The sequence below is a fragment of the uncultured Modestobacter sp. genome (genome assembly GCF_947486615.1).
GTDB lineage: Bacteria > Actinomycetota > Actinomycetes > Mycobacteriales > Geodermatophilaceae > Modestobacter.
In genome coordinates this window covers 336,257-352,473 of sequence record NZ_CANKUD010000002.1, presented here as the reverse complement: position 1 = coordinate 352,473, position 16,217 = coordinate 336,257, and the positions used below count along the sequence as shown (strand labels likewise).

At 75.1% G+C, this 16,217-nt stretch carries 15 protein-coding genes; 10 read left to right on the top strand and 5 right to left on the bottom strand.

The features are described from left to right. Positions 1-10: 10 nt before the first annotated feature. On the bottom strand, positions 11-1,099 hold the full coding sequence (locus tag Q1A09_RS04925) for a GGDEF domain-containing protein (protein WP_299952367.1): 1,089 nt from the start codon (positions 1,097-1,099) through the stop codon (positions 11-13). A gap of 73 nt (positions 1,100-1,172) precedes the next feature. After that, positions 1,173-1,463, bottom strand: a complete 291-nt coding sequence (locus tag Q1A09_RS04920; protein ID WP_299952366.1) for a chorismate mutase — start codon at positions 1,461-1,463, stop codon at positions 1,173-1,175. A gap of 321 nt (positions 1,464-1,784) precedes the next feature. Between Q1A09_RS04920 and pcrA the strand changes: the two genes are divergently transcribed. Further along, the gene (gene pcrA, locus Q1A09_RS04915; protein WP_299952365.1) at positions 1,785-4,076 is read left to right on the top strand and encodes a DNA helicase PcrA; all 2,292 of its coding nucleotides are present in this window, start codon (positions 1,785-1,787) and stop codon (positions 4,074-4,076) included. 61 nt (positions 4,077-4,137) lie between these two features. Here pcrA and Q1A09_RS04910 read toward each other — a convergent pair whose 3' ends face one another. From Q1A09_RS04910 to Q1A09_RS04900, 3 genes are all read right to left on the bottom strand, one after another. Then, on the bottom strand, positions 4,138-4,533 hold the full coding sequence (locus Q1A09_RS04910; protein WP_299952364.1) for a VOC family protein: 396 nt from the start codon (positions 4,531-4,533) through the stop codon (positions 4,138-4,140). Positions 4,534-4,564: 31 nt separating this feature from the next. Further along, on the bottom strand, positions 4,565-5,530 hold the full coding sequence (locus tag Q1A09_RS04905; RefSeq protein ID WP_299952363.1) for a M23 family metallopeptidase: 966 nt from the start codon (positions 5,528-5,530) through the stop codon (positions 4,565-4,567). Positions 5,531-5,832: 302 nt separating this feature from the next. Further along, positions 5,833-6,747: a triacylglycerol lipase gene (locus Q1A09_RS04900; protein WP_299952362.1), complete on the bottom strand. Its 915-nt coding sequence runs from the start codon at positions 6,745-6,747 to the stop codon at positions 5,833-5,835. Between the two features lie 155 nt (positions 6,748-6,902). Between Q1A09_RS04900 and Q1A09_RS04895 the strand changes: the two genes are divergently transcribed. The 9 genes from Q1A09_RS04895 to purH all read left to right on the top strand — a co-directional run bounded on the left by Q1A09_RS04895 (position 6,903) and on the right by purH (position 16,217). Then, positions 6,903-7,943 (top strand): hypothetical protein, encoded by a 1,041-nt coding sequence (locus Q1A09_RS04895; protein ID WP_299952361.1) that lies wholly within the window; start codon positions 6,903-6,905, stop codon positions 7,941-7,943. Positions 7,944-7,977: 34 nt separating this feature from the next. Then, positions 7,978-8,388 carry a cobalamin B12-binding domain-containing protein gene (locus Q1A09_RS04890; RefSeq protein WP_299952360.1) on the top strand — a complete coding sequence of 137 codons (411 nt, stop codon included), beginning with the start codon at positions 7,978-7,980 and terminating at the stop codon, positions 8,386-8,388. A 106-nt stretch (positions 8,389-8,494) separates the two neighbouring features. Further along, positions 8,495-9,655 (top strand): ADP-forming succinate--CoA ligase subunit beta, encoded by a 1,161-nt coding sequence (sucC, locus tag Q1A09_RS04885; RefSeq protein ID WP_299952359.1) that lies wholly within the window; start codon positions 8,495-8,497, stop codon positions 9,653-9,655. Between the two features lie 81 nt (positions 9,656-9,736). Further along, on the top strand, positions 9,737-10,615 hold the full coding sequence (sucD, locus tag Q1A09_RS04880; protein ID WP_299952358.1) for a succinate--CoA ligase subunit alpha: 879 nt from the start codon (positions 9,737-9,739) through the stop codon (positions 10,613-10,615). A 177-nt stretch (positions 10,616-10,792) separates the two neighbouring features. Continuing rightward, positions 10,793-11,968, top strand: coding sequence for a hypothetical protein (locus Q1A09_RS04875; protein ID WP_299952357.1), 1,176 nt, complete (start codon positions 10,793-10,795; stop codon positions 11,966-11,968). Next, positions 11,955-12,608, top strand: a complete 654-nt coding sequence (locus tag Q1A09_RS04870) for a hypothetical protein (RefSeq protein ID WP_299952356.1) — start codon at positions 11,955-11,957, stop codon at positions 12,606-12,608. Before Q1A09_RS04875 ends, Q1A09_RS04870 begins: the two co-directional genes overlap by 14 nt. Before the next feature lie 61 nt (positions 12,609-12,669). Continuing rightward, positions 12,670-13,863 (top strand): DUF6350 family protein, encoded by a 1,194-nt coding sequence (locus Q1A09_RS04865; RefSeq protein ID WP_299952355.1) that lies wholly within the window; start codon positions 12,670-12,672, stop codon positions 13,861-13,863. 150 nt (positions 13,864-14,013) lie between these two features. Further along, positions 14,014-14,670 carry a phosphoribosylglycinamide formyltransferase gene (gene purN, locus Q1A09_RS04860; RefSeq protein WP_299952354.1) on the top strand — a complete coding sequence of 219 codons (657 nt, stop codon included), beginning with the start codon at positions 14,014-14,016 and terminating at the stop codon, positions 14,668-14,670. Further along, positions 14,667-16,217 (top strand): bifunctional phosphoribosylaminoimidazolecarboxamide formyltransferase/IMP cyclohydrolase, encoded by a 1,551-nt coding sequence (gene purH, locus Q1A09_RS04855; RefSeq protein ID WP_299952353.1) that lies wholly within the window; start codon positions 14,667-14,669, stop codon positions 16,215-16,217. Before purN ends, purH begins: the two co-directional genes overlap by 4 nt.

Sequence of the window (16,217 nt, the reverse complement as noted above, 5' to 3'; positions counted from 1 at the left end):
GCGCCGGAGCCTAGGTGTGCGCTCCGGGGACGGGCTGCCGGGGGGATCCGGGGACCGGCTCGGCCGCGACGACCTGGTTGCGTCCGCCGCGTTTCGCCCGGTAGAGCGCGCCGTCGGCGGCGCGGAGCAGGTCGGCCAGGCTGTCGATGCCACCGACGCCGCTGACCACGCCGGCCGACAGGGTCACCGGCAGGTCCGACAGCGGCTCGCCCTGCACCGCCCGGCGGAGCCGCTCGGCCACCTGCAGGGTGCCCGAGGCATCCCGGCCCGGGAGGAGGACGACGAACTCCTCGCCACCGATCCGGTAGGCGATGTCGGAGACGCGCAGCTCCCGGCGCAGCCGGTCGGCCAGCTCCTGGAGGACGAGGTCGCCACGGTCGTGCCCGTGTTCGTCGTTGATCTGCTTGAAGTGGTCGACGTCGAGCATGACCAGCCCGACGCAGGTTCCCGCGTCGGCGGCCCGGCGCTGCAGGTCGTCGAACCGAGCGTTGAGCGTGACCCTGTTGTAGAGCCCGGTCATCGGGTCGACGACCGCCTCGTCACGGGAGTGCAGGTCGGCGCTGAGCAACCAGTGACCCGCCAGGGCGAGGCAACCCAGCAGCGCCAGGTACGCCACCACGTGCAGCCAGTCCGGCGCCGGCACGGCCGGCGGCGCGAGGACCACGGCCAGGACGGCCAGCACCATCGAGGTCAGCATGCCGGTCACGAACAGGGGCAGCCGGAAGGCCACGGCCTGGCTGAAGACGGGAACGGCCATCAGGGGCAGCAGCGGACTGGTCGCACCACCGCTGAGCAGCACCGCCGCAGCGGCGTTGAGCTCCAGGAGCAGGAAGGCGACGGCGCCGATGGCCTCGGCGTGCGGCAGCCGCGAGTGCAGCCGGACGCCGCCGATCATGGTCAGCCCACCGAGGACGACGAGCCCCACCAGCTCCGGGCCGTGCCACCAGGAGACCAGCAGCGTCGTCCCACCGACCAGGGCGCCGATGGGCTGGGCGTTGCGGAAGCGCGTGTGCATGTCCGCGTAGCGGGCCCGGTCGGCCAGGTCGCCGCGCAACCACCGGGAGAGGGCTCCCTCGGTGGGGCCGGAGCGTGCGGTCACGATGAGGACATCGACCGCTCTGCGCCGGGCTTGACGCACGACCCGGCGTCGTCCCCCGGACGGGTGGAGCGGCTCAGAGGCGGCCGCGGCCCTGGCGCAGCAGCATCATCCCGAGCGCGGCGCCGTCCGGGCCGAGCGCGGTGCGGAAGCGGGCGAGCACCCGCTGCTCGCGGGACAGCGACAGCCGCATGCCGCCCGAGGCGGTGCGCAGCTCACCGATCTCCCGGGAGACGGCCAGCCGGCGCTGGACCAGCTCGATGATCTGGGCGTCGCAGGCGTCGATCTCGGCGCGCAGCGCGTCGATGCGCTCGGCCGGCTCGGCAGGGCTGTCGGTGGGGACGCTGGGGGAGAGGGTGCTGCTCATCGGTTCCTCCGGGGCGGGCGGGAGGCCGTCGGACCCGGAGAGACAGAAAACGCCCCGGGGCCTTGGGCCCGGGGCGTCGTGTGCGGTGGCTGATCAGCCAGCGAGTACGGACACCGGAACCCGGTGGCCGTAGTAAAACTCGCGATGCATCAGCACGCCGGGGAGTCTGCCACACCCCGGACCGCGCGGCCAGGTCACGCCGTCCCCAGGCGACACGCGGGCCCCCGGCGGTGTCGGTGTCCCGGCTTAGAGTGGCGGGGCCATGAACTCACCCCAGCACACCGCTCCGCCGGCGCGCCACGCTTCCGCGGTGGCCCCGGAGTGAGCAGCCCCCAGCACACCCTCCCCGGCACCGCCGCGCTCGCCCGGCAGGCCCCCGGCCAGGTCGGTCGCGAGCTCGACCGGATGCTCGCCGGCCTCAACGGCCCGCAGCGCGAGGCCACGGTGCACGAGGGCAGCCCGCTGCTCATCGTCGCGGGCGCGGGCTCCGGCAAGACGCGGGTGCTCACCCACCGCATCGCCTACCTGCTCGGCGCCCGCGGCGTGCAGCCGGGCGCGATCATGGCGATCACCTTCACGAACAAGGCCGCCGGTGAGATGAAGGAGCGCGTCGCGGCCCTGGTCGGCCCGCGCGCCCGGGCGATGTGGGTGTCGACGTTCCACTCGATGTGCGTGCGCATCCTGCGCGCCGAGGCCGCGAAGCTCGGCATGAAGAGCTCGTTCACCATCTACGACCAGGGCGACTCGGTCCGGCTGATGACGATGGTCGCCCGCGATCTCGACCTGGACGCCAAGCGGTATCCCGGGCGCAGCCTCGCCAACCAGGTCTCGAACCTGAAGAACGAGCTGATCGACGAGGAGTCCTACGCCCCGCAGACCGCGCCGGAGAAGGTGCTGGCCGAGGCGTACGCGCTGTACCAGCGGCGGCTGCGCGAGGCGCACGCGATGGACTTCGACGACCTGATCATGACCACGGTCCACCTGCTGCAGGCCTTCCCCGACGTGGCCGAGCACTACCGCCGCCGCTTCCGGCACGTGCTGGTCGACGAGTACCAGGACACCAACCACGCCCAGTACGTGCTGGTCCGCGAGCTGGTGGGCACCCACGGCGGCCCGGTGCCGCCGGCGGAGCTGTGCGTGGTCGGCGACGCCGACCAGTCGATCTACGCCTTCCGCGGCGCGACGATCCGCAACATCGACGAGTTCGAACGCGACTACCCCGAGGCCAGGACGATCGTCCTGGAGCAGAACTACCGCTCCACCCAGCGCATCCTCAAGGCGGCCAACCAAGTCATCGCCCGCAACACCGCGCGCCGGCCGAAGAACCTGTGGTCCGACGCCGGCGACGGCGAGCTGATCGAGGGCTACGTCGCCGACAACGAGCACGACGAGGCCGCCTGGGTGGCCGAGCAGATCGACGCGCTCACCGACGAGGGCACCGCGCAACCCAAGGACATCGCGGTCTTCTACCGCACCAACAACGCCTCCCGCGTCTTCGAGGAGGTGTTCATCCGGGTCGGCATGCCCTACAAGGTCGTCGGTGGGGTGCGCTTCTACGAGCGCCGCGAGGTCCGGGACGCCGTCGCCTACCTCAAGGTCGTCGCCAACCCGGCCGACGTGGTCAGCCTGCGCCGGGTGCTGAACACCCCCAAGCGCGGCATCGGTGAGCGCGCCGAGTCGGCGGTCGAGCGGTTCGCCGACCGGGAGCGCATCCCGTTCGCCAGCGCGCTGCGCCGCGCCGCCGAGGTCGGTGAGCTCGCGACCCGGTCGCTCAAGGCGATCCAAGAGTTCGTGGCGCTGCTGGAGGAGTTCGAGCAGCTGGTCGAGACCGGCTCCGGCCCGGCCGCGCTGCTGGAGAGCATCCTCGACCGCACCGGTTACCTCGCCGAGCTCGAGGCGAGCACCGATCCGCAGGACGAGGGCCGGGTCGACAACCTCAACGAGCTCATCTCGGTGGCCGCGGAGTTCGAGGCCGCCACCCCCGACGGCACGGTCACCGACTTCCTGGAGCAGGTGTCGCTGGTCGCCGACGCCGACCAGATCCCGGTCACCGGCGACGAGGCCGGGGTGGTGACGCTGATGACCCTGCACACCGCCAAGGGGCTGGAGTTCCCGGTCGTCTTCCTCACCGGCCTGGAGGACGGCGTCTTCCCGCACATGCGCGCCCTGGGCGACCCGCGGGAGCTGGAGGAGGAACGCCGGCTGGCCTACGTGGGCATCACCCGGGCCCGGCAGCGGCTGTTCCTCTCGCGGGCGACGGTGCGCACCAGCTGGGGGCAGCCGGCCTACAACCCGCCGTCCCGGTTCCTCGACGAGCTGCCCACCGACGCCGTCCACTGGGAGCGGCTGGAGCCGGCGCCGACCAAGGCGATGGGCTCGGCGCAGTCGCGGGTCGCCGCCACCGGGCTCTCCACCGGTGGGCTCCGCGGTGGCGCCGGCAACCGCCCGGTGATCAACGTCGAGATCGGCGACCGGGTCAGCCACGATGCGTTCGGGCTGGGCACCGTGGTGGAGATCAACGGCGCCGGCGACAAGGCCCAGGCGACCGTCGACTTCGGGTCCGGGGGCACCAAGCGGCTCGTGCTCCGGTACGCCCCGCTCGTCAAGCTCTGATCAGCCCCGCTGCAGGGCCGCGCGCCGCGCAGAGCGTGGCGTGGGGGGCAGCGGGGTCCTTTCACTCGAAGCCGATGAGCCAGTGGACGCCGAAGCGGTCGATGACCTGGCCGTCGGAGGCGCCCCAGGGGCGACGCTGCAGGTCGTCCACGACCCGGCCGCCGGCCGCGAGGCCGGTGAACCAGGAGCGCAGGGTCGCCGGGGCGGCGGTGCCCAGCAGCGACCACATCAGGCCGACCGACCGGTGCGCCGGGTCGTCCCCGGCCACGTCGGCGGCGAACAGGGCGACCGGCCCGTCGACGAGGTACCCGTGGGCGACGGCGTCGGGTGGACCGTCCGTGCGGCCGAAGTCGGCGAACGAGTGCGCCGCGACCCCGCCGCCGAAGACCTCCGCGTAGAACGCCAGCGCCTCGCGTGCGGTGCCGGGCAGGTGCAGGTACGGCGTCGGAGCGCTCATGCGGCCGGAGCGTAGGTGGTCCGGCGGCCGCTCAGCCGGCGGTGAGGCCCCGGTCGTTGAGCCAGGCCTCGGGGTCGATCGGCTTGCCGTTCATCCCGCCGCTGTGGATCTCGAAGTGCAGGTGCGGCCCGGTCGACTGGCCCTGGTTGCCGACCTTGGCGATCTGCTCGCCGGCGGACACCACGTCGCCGGCCGACACGCTGTAGTACTTCATGTGCCCGTAGATCTGCACGTTGCCGTCGGCGTCCTGGATGTAGACCGCGTTGCCGTAGCCCGAGGCCGGGCCGGCGCGGAGCACGACCCCGTCGGCCGCGGCGAGGATCGGGGTGCCCAGCGGGGCAGCCAGGTCCAGGCCCCAGTGCATGGTGCCCCAGCGCTGGCAGAAGCAGGTGGTCAGCCGGCCGTCGGTGGGCACCACGAAGTCGGGCTCGCGGGCGGCGCGGGAGGCGGCGATCTCGTTGAGCCGGGCCTGGGCCTCGGCCTGGCTGATCTCGCCGCGGGCACCGGCGACGTCCACGCCGCCGGAGAAGCTGGCGTCGGCCATGCCCAGGCCGTAGTCCTGTCCGGAGGCGACCGGGGCGACGTCGGAGGCGCCGGTGCCCAGCAGCGACGCAGCCAGCGCGCCGGCCACGGCGACGGCGAGCAGCAGTGGTGCGCGGCGGCCGGGTGGGCGGGGCACGGAGCGTCGGGGCCGGCGGGCGGCGGTGGCGGGCGCGTCGACGGTGCGGTCGGTGCCGGCAGGGTCGTCCGTGGTGTCGGCGGTGGTGTCGGCGGTGGTGCGCGGGCGGCGGGTGAGCAGCACGCGCCGGGCGCGGCGGGGCTCGTCCCCGGTCCGGTCCGGGTCGGCGTCGTCCCCGGCCTGGGTCGCGGCCCAGGCGTCGTCCCAGTCCCAGTCGCCGTCGAGGTCGCCGGCCCAGTCGCCGGTCGCGGGCGCGGCGTCGCGGACGACGTCGTCCGCGGACCGGGTGCGGCCCACGGGCTCACGGAGACTGGTCAACGGGACACCTTCCGGCGGCGACGCCGCGACGCCGGTCGCGGGTCTGTCGTGCACCCGCCGGGGGAGCGGTGGGTGTTGGCGCAGTGGTTCGGTGACCCCGGCGGGAGGAATCCCATCGGTGTCATTCGCGGACGCTACGGACGGTCGGTGCGGGGTTCAATCACCTGACAGCACGTGTCGCCATGTCGCCTCTGAGTGACGACACCCGTCACAGGCGTCGCGTGCGGCGCCGCGATGCGGCCCATCGAGCGCGACGGACGAGCGGCCACGGCTCGGTCGTCGACCGGCCCGGCAGTGCCGGGTCAGGCGGCGACGGGCAGGGGCTCGTCCCCGTCGGTGCGCAGCCCCGCCAGGGTGGCGGCCACCTCGTCGACCACACCGCGGTGGATCGGCAGGGACATGTGCCCGACCCCACGGACCAGGACGTTCCGGGCCTGCAGGTCGGGGTGGTCGCAGCGACCGGCCGCCGACGGCACGACCATCTGGTCGAGGTCGCTGTAGACGGCCGTGACCCGGGTCCGGCAGTCCGGCGCCGGCGCGGCCAGCTCCTGGAACAGAGCCGAGCCGGGACGCAGCTGGCGCACCAGCCGGGTCGGCAGGGCGTGCGCCCACCAGCTGCCGCCGTGCGGCGTCCCCAGGGTCACCAGGGACTCGATCCGCTGGTCGCCGCCCAGTCGCTGCACCAGGTAGCGGGCGACCAGGCCGCCCAAGCTGTGGCCGACGACGTGCACCCGGTCGTGACCGGTCTCCCGGCAGACCCGCTCGACGTGCCGGCCCAGCGCCTCGGCGGCGCTCTCGACGTCGCGCAGCAGCGGGCTGTAGTTCCACGAGCACACCTGGGCGAAGCCCCGGCGGCGCAGGCTGCGGCGCATCACCGCGAAGACCGACCGGTTGTCGACCAGGCCGTGCACGAGCACGACCGGGATCCGGGCGGCCAGCGGGTCGTCGGCGAACAGCGCCCGGGCCGCCGGTGGCTGGGTGCCGGGACGGAAGCGGCCGTCCGGTCGCAGCTGCTCGGTGCGCGTGCCCAGCGGGTACAGCAGGGCATGGGCACCGACCCAGGCCAGCTCGGTCAGGCTGCCGGCGAGCGCGGCGGGCGAGACCAGGGAGCGCAGGCCCTTACCGACGGCGGTGAGCGAGGCCGCCGGGACGTCGCTCCCTGCCGGAGCGGTCGGCGCGTGCCACGCTGGTGCGGAGGACAGAACGGTTCCGTGCACGCCGTCCTCCCCGTTCCGCCTCGGCACCGCGCTGGGCGGTGCGCCGTGCACCTGGTGTGCTCGCTCTCGCCGACGGTAATGCCCCGTTGTGCTGGACGTCACACACCGGACACACGACACGCCCCCGCGACCAGACGACCCCCGAGGAGACGACCGTGCCCGCCCGTGACCGTGTTCCCGCCACTCCCGCCGAGGGCGGCGGCGCGACGTCCGCGCGCCGGGGTGGTGCCGGGCGTGCCCGCGCGGTGACCCCCGCCCCGGCCACCGCCCAGCTGGTGGTCGGCGCCGTCCCGGTGCTGGCCCGCCTCGCGGGGCTGCTGCTCGTGCTGGCCGGCCTCGTAGGCGCCGTGGCCGTCTTCCCGACCTACCTGGTGGTCGGTGGCCAGGCGCTCCGGTTCGCCACCGGGCCGCTGGACGCCCTGGTCGCGCTGGTCGGACCGGGAGCCACGCTCGTGGTCGGGGCCGGGCTGCTGCTGGGCCGGGTCCCGCGCCTGGGGCTGGCCTTCGCCGCGATCGGTGCCGTCCTCGCGGTCGGCCGGCTGCTGATCGAGCTGTACCGCGGCAACGGGTCCACGACCCGGCCGGCGATCGAGGTGCTCGCCGGCGAGCGGGTGCTCACCAGCTCCGTGGAGACCGGTGCCGGCTGGGTGCTGGGGGTGGTCGCCCTGGCGCTCACCGTGCTCGCCGGCCTGGTCGCGATCGCCGCGTGGGGACGCACGGTCATGGACGACGCCGGCTCGCTGGACCCCTTCCGGCCTGCGCTGGCCGGTGCGGCCGTGCTGCTGTCGGTGGCCGCGGTGCTCTGCCTGGCCCTGCCGGCGGCCGACGTCCCGGACCGGGTGGTGGTCGACCCGGCCACCGGCCTGGAGACGGTGGTGGCCACCGAGGGGCCGCAGGCGCTGCTGGAGCGACCGGGGCTGGCCTTGCTCGGTGGCCTGCTGCTGGCCGGCGCCCTGGTGTTGTGCGCCGTCATCGCCCCCTCGCTACGGCCCCGCCTGGGCGCGGTCGGCGGCCTCCTCGCCCTCGCGGTGTTCCTGCTGGCCGCCGGGCTGGCCGGGCTCCGGGACGCCCTGCACGGCGAGGCCCTGGAGTGGACCGTCCCCGGTGCCGGGCTGCTGGTGCTCGGGGTCGGCATGGCCGGGCTGACCCTGCTGGCCTGGCGGTGGCGCGCCGGGACGCCCCCGACGCAGGGGTGACGTAGACCACGTCGGCACCCCTAGAGTCCCCGGTGTGGCAACCGAACGCATCCGTGTGGTGATCGCCAAGCCCGGGCTGGACGGCCACGACCGCGGGGCCAAGGTCGTCGCCCGCGCGCTCCGCGACGCCGGCATGGAGGTCGTCTACACCGGGCTCCACCAGACGCCCGAGCAGATCGTGGAGACGGTGGTGCAGGAGGACGCCGACGCGGTCGGCCTCTCGGTCCTGTCCGGGGCGCACATGACCCTGTTCGCCCGGCTCGCCGAGCTGCTGCGCGAGCGCGGGGTGGACGACGTCGTGGTGTTCGGCGGCGGGATCATCCCCGACGCCGACCTGCCCGAACTGGCCCGGCTGGGCGTCGAACGCGTGTTCACCCCGGGGGCGACCACCGAGGAGATCGTCGGCTGGGTGCGCGACCACGTCGGCGCCGTCGCGGAGGCCTGAGCGCGCCCGTCCCGGTGCCGTCCAGTGGAAGAGACGGGTGAGACGTCCCCCTCGCACGGAGGGCACCTGACGCGCGCCGACCGGGGGCGGGCTACGGTCCTTGCTCGTGGATCTCTTCGAGTACCAGGCCCGTGACCTGTTGGCCGCGCACGGCGTTCCCGTGCTCCCCGGCGGCGTCGCCGAGACACCCGAGCAGGCCGAGGCGATCGCGCGCGAGATCGCTGCGCCCGTCGTCGTCAAGGCCCAGGTCAAGGTGGGCGGTCGCGGCAAGGCCGGCGGCGTCAAGCTCGCCGACGACCCCGAGAGCGCCAAGGCGCGCGCCCAGGACATCCTCGGCCTGGACATCAAGGGCCACGTCACCCGCAAGGTGATGGTGGCCCAGGCCAGCGACATCGCCGAGGAGTACTACTTCTCCTACCTGCTGGACCGCTCCAACCGCACCTTCCTGGCCATGGCCTCGAAGGAGGGCGGCATGGAGATCGAGCAGCTCGCCGTCGAGCGCCCGGAGGCGCTGGCCCGCATCCCCGTCGACGCCTCGGTCGGCGTCGACGCCCAGAAGGCCGCCGAGATCGTGGACGCCGCCGGCTTCCCGGCCGAGGTGCGCGACCAGGTGATCGCCATCGCCGTCCAGCTGTGGGACGTCTTCAGCAAGGAGGACGCCACCCTGGTCGAGATCAACCCGCTGGCCAAGGCCCCCGACGGCACCGTGCTCGCCCTGGACGCCAAGGTGACCCTGGACGAGAACGCCGGCTTCCGGCACGCCGAGCACGACGCCCTCGAGGACGTCGCCGCCGCCGACCCGCTCGAGGCCGCGGCCAAGGAGAAGGACCTCAACTACGTCAAGCTGCAGGGCGAGGTCGGCATCATCGGCAACGGCGCCGGCCTGGTCATGAGCACCCTGGACGTCGTCGCCTACGCCGGTGAGGAGTTCGGCGGCGTCCGCCCGGCCAACTTCCTCGACATCGGTGGCGGCGCCTCGGCCGAGGTCATGGCCAACGGGCTGGGCATCATCCTGTCCGACCCCGACGTGAAGAGCGTCTTCGTCAACGTCTTCGGCGGGATCACCGCCTGCGACGCCGTCGCCAACGGCATCGTCGCGGCGCTGGGCCAGCTCGGCGACGAGGCCAGCAAGCCGCTGGTGGTCCGGCTCGACGGCAACAACGTGGAGGAGGGCCGGCGGATCCTCGCCGAGGCCGCCCACCCGCTGGTGACCGTGGTCGACACCATGGACGGCGCCGCCCGCCGCGCCGCCGAGCTCGCCGCCTAAACGAACGGCCCCCTTCCCCCCACACCTCGCAGGCTCGGCGCGGGCCCCTGAAGGGGGCCGTTCCAGAACAGGACAATTGAGATGTCGATCTTCCTCACCGAGAACAGCAAGGTCATCGTCCAGGGCATGACCGGCTCCGAGGGCCGCAAGCACACGCAGCGGATGCTCGCCTCCGGCACCGCCGTCGTCGGTGGCGTCAACCCCAGCAAGGCCGGCCAGAGCGTGGACTTCGACGGCGCCTCCGTGCCCGTCTTCGGCTCCGTCGCCGACGCCATGAAGGAGACCGGGGCCGACGTCACCGTCGTCTTCGTGCCGCCGAAGGCCGCCAAGGGCGCCGTCCTGGAGGCCGTGGACGCCCAGATCGGGATGGCCGTGGTCATCACCGAGGGCATCCCGGTGCACGACTCGACCTACTTCTGGGCCCACGCCCAGGGCGGCTCCACCCGGATCATCGGCCCGAACTGCCCCGGCCTGATCAGCCCCGGGCGCTCCAACGCCGGCATCATCCCGGCCAACATCACCCAGGCCGGCAAGATCGGCCTGGTCAGCAAGTCGGGCACGCTGACCTACCAGATGATGTACGAGCTCCGGGACATCGGCTTCTCCACCGCCGTGGGCATCGGCGGCGACCCGGTCATCGGCACCACGCACATCGACTGCCTCCAGGCGTTCCAGGACGACCCGGAGACCGAGGCGATCGTGATGATCGGTGAGATCGGTGGCGACGCCGAGGAGCGGGCCGCGGACTTCATCAAGGCCAACGTGACCAAGCCGGTCGTCGGCTACGTCGCCGGCTTCACCGCCCCCGAGGGCAAGACGATGGGCCACGCCGGCGCCATCGTCTCCGGCTCGGCCGGCACCGCCGCCGCCAAGCAGGAGGCCCTCGAGGCCGCCGGCGTCCGGGTCGGCAAGACCCCGTCGGAGGCCGCCCGCCTCATGCGGGAGATCGTCGGCGGCTGACGCCCCTCCCCGCGGCCTCGCCGCGGCGCGCACCGACACCGCTGCCCGGTACCTGTCCAGGTGCCGGGCAGCGGTGTCTGGCAGGCATGCTGGAGGGGACGCGCCGAGCCGTCCGGTGGGCCCGCACAGGTCCGGCGGCGGTGCGGCGAGCGGATCGAGCAGGAGGAGGGCGACGCGATGACGGCGAGTGGTCCGGAGCAGTCGGGACACCCCGAGCAGGACCCGCGGGCCGACGGGCAGCCGGCGCCCGAGGCGTGGCCGCCTCCGGGGCCGGGCGGCGCCCAGCCCTGGCCGCCCGCGCGGCCGCCGTCCGGGCAGCCGTCTCCCGGTCAGCCGGCCGGGTCCGGTGACGCCGGTGCCTGGCAGCCGCCGTACGGGCAGCCCCCTGCCGGTCAGCCGTCTCCCGGTCAGCCGTCGTGGGGGCCACCGCCCCCAGGGCAGCAGCCTCACAGCCCGGCGTCGTCCGGCTGGGCACCGTACGGCCAGCAGCAGTACGGGCAGTCGCCGTACGGGCAGCAGTCCTACGGACAGCAGCCGTACGACCAGCAGTCCTACGGACAGCAGCCGTACGGGCAGCCGCCGTACGGCCAGCAGTCCTACGGGCAGCCGTCCGGGCACCAGCCGTACGGTCCGCCGTCCACCTACGCGCCCGGCCCGGGGCACGGGCCGGGCCGGCCGGCCCGCCCGGTGCCGGGCTTCGACGTCCGGCGGCTCCGGATCGCCGACCAGGCCGTCGCGGCAGCCACCCTGCTGACGCTGATCTTCATGCTCCCGAACTGGTACAGCGGCGGGTTCTTCAACGCCTACAACGGTTTCGACGTCTCCCCGATGACCTTCGGGTTCCTGCTCCTGGTGCTGGCCACCGGTTGGACGGTCGTCGCCGTCGGGGCCGACCTCCGGCCACAGGTCCCGCGGGGCGTGGTCACCGTCAGCCTGACCGGACTGGCCCTGCTGATGACGCTGATCGCCTGGCTGCGCACCTTCGCCGACGGCTTCAGCGTGCCGGCGCTGCTGACCCTGTTCGCCGTGAGCACGGCCGCGACCTTCGCCGTGCTCGGCCTGCTGCCCGAGCTGCGCGACCGACCGGCGCCGACCGGTCAGCTGGGCCAGGCCGCCGCGTGGGCCAGCCGGCCGGGGCCGATGTCCACCGGAGCCGCCGTCCCGCCGCAGCCCGGTGGCTGGCAGCCACCGCAGAAGTCGTCCTGGGCGCCGCCCGCGCCGCAGGGCTGGCACGCCGGCCGGCCGGGCGCCCCCGGCGCATCCCCGCCGCCTCCGGGTGGGGCGACCGCCTGGCAACCGCCGGGCCAGGACGGCGGGGCTGCCGGCCGCCCCGGGCCGCATGACCGGGGCTGAGCCCGGCCGGCCGCGCTCGGCGCCCGCGGAGCCGGCCTGGGAGGCGCCTCGGCCGGTGGGGCGGACGGCGCGGCTGCGCCGGGTCGCCCGGCGGGCGCTGTCCCGGGTTCGCCTGGTGCTGCCGGCCACGGCGGCGCTGTACCTGCTCGGCATGAGCCTGCCGTGGTTCCGCGCGCCGGCCCCCGAGGGCGGCACCGTCACGGTCAACGGCTTCGACGCCGGGATGCTCGTCGCCGCGGCCGTCGTGCTGGTGCTGGCAGCGGGCTGGACCCTGCTGCCCGCGCGCGCCGTCCCGCGGCTGCCCTTCCCCGCCCCGCTGGTCCCGGCCGGGTTGGCGGTCGTGTGCCTGCTGCTGACCGTCCCGGAGTGGCTCACCACAGTCGACCGGGGGTTCACCGCCGCGGGGTCGCTGACCCTGCTGAGCGCCCTGACCGCGGCGGCGGCCGGGCTGACTGCCGCGGTGGTCGCCGTGCGCGCCTGGCCGGCGCCCCGGCGGACGGCTGTCGCCGAAGCGCCCGTGACGGGGGAGGACCCGGTACCCGACGGTGACGCCGCGGCAGTCGAGCGACCGCAGCCGGAGCGGCCGGTCCCCGCCGGCCCGGGGCTCGGCCGGCCGTGGGCCGTCGAGGCGCGGGAGTGACCCGGCACCACGTCGGCGCGTGCACCGCACGCCCGGTCGCCGGGCTTGCGAGAGTGGGGAGGTGACCTCCCTGCTGACCCGTCTGCCCTCGCTCGGGGGCTCCGGGGGGAGTGCGCGGCGTCGTCCGGTCGGCTGGCTGGCCGGCGGGGCCGCCCTGGCCGTCACCGTGCTGGGGCTGCTCGGCCTGGGCCTCGCGCTGGTCGTCGTCCAGACCCTCGATCCCGACGGCGGCCTGCCGATCGGCTCCTCCGCGCGGCTGGCCGGTCAGCTCTGGCTGCTCGCCCAGGGCGCGGAGCTGCAGCTGGCCTCCGGGCCGTTGCGTCTGGCGCCGCTGCTGCTGACCCTGCTCGTGGCCTGGGGGCTCAGCCGCGCCGCGGGCTCGGTGGTGGGCCTGCGCGAGCTGCGCACCCCGGCGGACGTCGCGCCGGTGCTCGCCGTCGTCGTCGGCACCCACGTCGCCGCCACGCTGGCCCTGGCGCTGCTGGTGGACACCCCCGGCGCCGGCGTCGGCCTGCCGCGCACCGTCCTCTCCGCGCTGGTGCTGGCGCTCGTCGCCGCCGGCTGGGGGGTGCTCCGCGACTCCGGGCTCAGCGCCGCGGTGGCCGACCGGTTCCCCGGGCCCGGCACCGCCCTCGCCCAGGCCGTGATCGCCGGGACGCTGACCCTCGCCGCCTGCTGCACCGCGGTGATCGCCGTCGCCCTGGTCGACGACGTGGCCGGGGTCAGCCGGCTGATCACCGGGCTCGGGGGCGCCAGCGCCGGCGCGGCGGGTCAGGTGGGCCTGAGCCTGCTGCTGCTGCCCAACGCGACCGCCGCGGTGATGGGGCTGGCCGCCGGGCCCGGCTTCCTGGTCGGCGCGGGCACACTGGTCTCGGTCGGCGGGGTGACCCTGGGCAGCGTGCCGGCCCTCCCGCTGATGGCGGCGCTCCCGGACACCCAGGCCGTCCCGCTCCTGGCGTTCGTCTCCCAGGCGCTGCCGGCGCTGGCCGGACTGGTGACCGGGGCGGTCCTCGGCCGCCGGCTGGGCGACGCGGACGGCGGCACGGTCACCGCCGCGCTGTGGGGCGTGGTGGCCGGCGTCGGGGTCGGGGTGTCGTCGGGACTGTGGGTGCTGGTCGCCGCCGGCCGGCTGGGGGACGGCGCACTCGCCGAGGTGGGCGCACCCGCGCTGGCCACCGGCCTGGCGATCGCCGCCCAGGCGGGCATCGCCGCGGCGCTGTCGGCCGCGGTCAGTCGCTGGCGCTCGCGGGGCTGAGCCGCCCGGGGCCGCTCTCCGCGAGCCCCCGTCGGCCGGCGATCCGAGCGGTGCAGGGAGCCCGTCCAGCCCGCTCTCCGCGTGCTCCGTCGGCCAGGGGCCCGAGAGGTGGCCGGGGCCCATCCGGCCCGCCCGACTAGGGTCCTACCCGTGTCCGCCGACGCACCCGCCGTCCCGCGGTCCGGTCCCGTGCCGTCCCGGGTCGTCGTCCTGCTGTCCGGTGCGGGCAGTCTCTGTGCGGCTCTGCTGGCCGCCGCGGCCGGCGGGAAGGCCCCGTTCCGGGTCGTCGCCGTCGGGTCCGACCGGCCCGGCGCCGCCGGGCTGGCCTCCGCCCGCGAGCACGGTGTGCCCACCTTCGTCACCGCGCTGGCCGACCACCCCGACCGCGCCGCCTGGGACCGGGCGCTGGCCGCGGAGCTCACCGCCCGCCGGCCCGACTGGGTGGTCTGCGCCGGGTTCATGAAGCTGCTCGGCCCAGCGGTGCTCGGCGCGTTCCCCGACCGGGTGGTCAACACCCACCCCGCGCTGCTGCCGGCCTTCCCCGGCGCGCACGCCGTCCGCGACGCCCTCGCCGCCGGGGTGACGACGACGGGCGCGACCGTGCACCTGGTGGACGCCGGCCTCGACACCGGGCCGGTGCTGGCCCAGCGCGAGGTGCCGGTGCTGCCCGGGGACGACGAGACCCGCCTGCACGAGCGGATCAAGACCGTGGAGCGCGAGCTCCTGCTGCAGACCCTGACCGGCCTGGTGTCCCGGGCCCCCACCGAGCCGACGACCGTCGGACGAACCGAGGAGACCTCCCGATGAGCGACCGCACCCCCGTCCGCCGCGCCCTGCTCGGGGTCTACGACAAGAACGGCGTCGAGGAGCTGGCCCGCGGGCTGGCCGCAGCCGGGGTGGAGCTGGTCAGCACCGGTGCCACCGCCGCCCGGATCGCCGCCGCCGGGGTGCCGGTGACGCCGGTCGAGGAGGTCACCGGCTTCCCCGAGTGCCTGGACGGCCGGGTCAAGACGCTGCACCCCGCGGTGCACGCCGGCATCCTCGCCGACCGCCGCAAGCCCGAGCACGTGGCCCAGCTGGACGAGCTCGGCATCGCCGCCTTCGACCTGGTCGTGGTCAACCTCTACCCGTTCAGCGACACGGTCGCCTCGGGCGCCTCGCCCGACGAGTGCATCGAGCAGATCGACATCGGCGGCCCGGCCATGGTCCGCGCCGCGGCGAAGAACCACCCCTCGGTCGCCGTGGTCGTCGACCCGGGCCGCTACGCGGAGGTCGTCGAGGCGGTCACCGCCGGCGGCTTCACCCTCGCCCAGCGCCAGCAGCTGGCCGCCGAGGCGTTCCGGCACACCGCGGCCTACGACGTCGCCGTCGCCTCCTGGATGGGCAACGTGCTCTCCCCGGACGACGAGAGCGGCTTCCCCGAGTGGGTCGGCGGCAGCTGGGAGCGCACCGACGTCCTGCGCTACGGCGAGAACCCGCACCAGGGCGCCGCGCTGTACCGCAGCGGGCAGTCCGGGCTGGCCGACGCCGAGCAGCTGCACGGCAAGCAGATGTCCTACAACAACTACGTCGACACCGACGCCGCCTGGCGGGCAGCAGCCGACCACAGCGACCCGTGCGTGGCGATCATCAAGCACGCCAACCCGTGCGGGATCGCGGTGGGCGCCGACATCGCCGCCGCCCACCGCAAGGCGCACGCGTGCGACCCGGTCTCCGCCTTCGGTGGGGTGATCGCGGCCAACCGTGAGGTCGACCTGACGCTGGCCGAGCAGATCTCCGAGGTGTTCACCGAGGTCGTCGTCGCGCCCTCGTTCACCGAGGACGCGCTCGGCGTGCTGACCGCGAAGAAGAACATCCGGCTGCTGCGCATGCCGGAGGCGCCGCGGCTGTCGGTGGAGCTGCGGGCGATCAGCGGCGGCCTGCTGCTGCAGACCGCCGACCGGATCGACGCCCCCGGCGACGACCCGACGAGCTGGACCCTCGCCACCGGCGCGCCGCTGGACGCCGCCGGGCTGGACGACCTGGTGTTCGCCTGGCGTGCGGTGCGTGCGGTGAAGAGCAACGCGATCCTGCTGGCCAGCGACAAGGCCACCGTCGGCGTCGGCATGGGCCAGGTCAACCGGGTCGACTCCGCCCGGCTGGCGGTGGCCCGGGCGGGGGAGCGGGCGACCGGGGCGGTGGCCGCCTCCGACGCGTTCTTCCCGTTCGCCGACGGACTGCAGGTCCTGCTGGACGCCGGGGTGCGCGCCGTCGTCCAGCCGGGTGGCTCGGTGCGCGACGCCGAGGTCGTGGCCGCCGCCGAGGCCGCCGGGGTCACCCTCTACCTGACCGGCACCCGGCACTTCGCGCACTGA